Here is a 1,621-nt window from a genome sequence, read left to right as displayed (position 1 = left end):
ACGTCCTGCTGCTGCTGGATCAGCGTGTTGATGTAGCTGACCTGGGAGGAGGCGCTGGCGTCGTTGGGGCCGACGAGCTTGAACTCGCCCTTGAGCTCCTCGACGCCCTCCTTGCCGCCCTCGCCCTCGATGTCGCTGTACGGGTTGTTGAGCTGCTTGGGCAGGAACGCCATCCGCACGCCCTCGCGCAGCGGCGCGTCCGGGTTCGCGCTGGCGGTCGGCCCGCCGTCCGCCGTCCCGGAGTCGTTGTCGCCCTTGGTGGTGCCGCCGCAGGCGGTGAGCCCGACCAGCAGCGCGGCCACCAGGGCGGCGGTGCGGACGCGGGCGGTGGGGGTTGGGGACATCGGTGTCGCCTTCTCTCGCCGTCGGGTCGTCACGGGGTCGTCACGGGGTCGTCGCCGGCGCGCTCGGTCTTCCGGTGGTGGGGCCTGCCCGTCGGCGGGTGGCGGCGCGCAGCAGGTTGGGCAGCAGCACCGAGACCACCAGGAGCGCGCCGGTCACGATGTTCAGCGCCTCGTTGGTCACGTCCGACAGGCGCAGCGCGCTCTGCAGCGTGCCCAGCAGCAGCACCCCGGCCAGCACGCCGGGCATCGCGCCCCTGCCGCCGAAGATGGACACCCCGCCCAGCAGCACGGCGGCGACCACGGCCAGCTCCAGCCCGGCCCCGTTGTCGGCGCGGGCGCTGGAGTAGCGCAGCGTCCACAGCACCCCGGCGAGCCCGGCGACCGCGCCGGAGGTGACGTAGAGCCAGAACTTGAGCCGGTCCACCCGAATGCCGGAGAACCGGGCCGCCTCCTGGCCCGCGCCCGCCGCGTGCACCGCGCGCCCGACCGGGGTGGCGTGCAGCACGACGGTGAACGCGACCGCCAGCAGCACCAGCGGGAGCAGCACGTTCGGCACGCCCCCGGAGCTCCCGGTGACCCAGCCGGTGAACGAGGCCGGGTAGTCGGCGACCGCCGAGTCGCCCAGCACCACGAACGCCAGGCCCCGGAACAGGGCCATGGTGCCGATGGTGACCGCGAGCGAGGGCAGCTTGAACACCGTCACGAACAGCCCGTTCACCGCGCCCAGCAGCGCGCCGAGCAGCACGCACAGCGGCATGATCGTCTCGATGGGCAGGCCCGCGTCCCACAGCGCGCCCAGCACCGCCGAGGTCAGGCCGAGCGTGCTGGCCACCGACAGGTCGATCTCGCCGGTGATCACGACGAACGTCATCGGCAGCGCCAGCAGCGCGATCGGCAGCAGGTCCAGCACCAGGTAGCCCGCGTTGCGGGTGGTGCCGAAGCCGTCGACCAGCGCCGAGGACAGCGCCACGGCCAGCAGCGCCACCACGATGATCGCCGCGTCCCAGCCGAGCAGTCGCCTAGCGGGCACGGGAACCTCCCCTCCGCAGCGCCCTGGCCGCGCGCAGCGCCACCAGGCGGTCGAGGCCGATCGCCACGAGGATCAGCGCGCCGACGATGGTCTGCTGCCAGAACTGGTCGATCTCCAGCACCGGCAGGGCGCTGCCGATCGTGGTGAGCAGCAGCGCGCCCAGCGCCGCGCCCCACGCGGCGCCGCTGCCGCCGAAGACCGCGACGCCGCCGACGACGGCCGCCGCGACCACGGTCAGCTCGAACCC

At 73.7% G+C, this 1,621-nt stretch carries 1 protein-coding gene and 2 pseudogenes; all 3 read right to left on the bottom strand.

From position 1 onward, the window contains the following. Positions 1-344, bottom strand: a pseudogene (locus ACTUAL_RS24880) (rhamnose ABC transporter substrate-binding protein); the annotation flags it as partial. A gap of 40 nt (positions 345-384) precedes the next feature. Further along, entirely contained in the window at positions 385-1,374 is a 990-nt protein-coding gene (locus tag ACTUAL_RS24875; RefSeq protein WP_440901948.1) for an ABC transporter permease, read from the bottom strand. Beyond that, a pseudogene (locus tag ACTUAL_RS24870) lies at positions 1,364-1,621 on the bottom strand (ABC transporter permease); the annotation flags it as partial. The gene ACTUAL_RS24875 and the pseudogene ACTUAL_RS24870, both read right to left, overlap by 11 nt.

This window comes from Actinosynnema sp., assembly GCF_052038725.1.
Note: the sequence above shows the minus strand (reverse complement) of the source record. Positions and strands in the feature narration are given on the sequence as shown.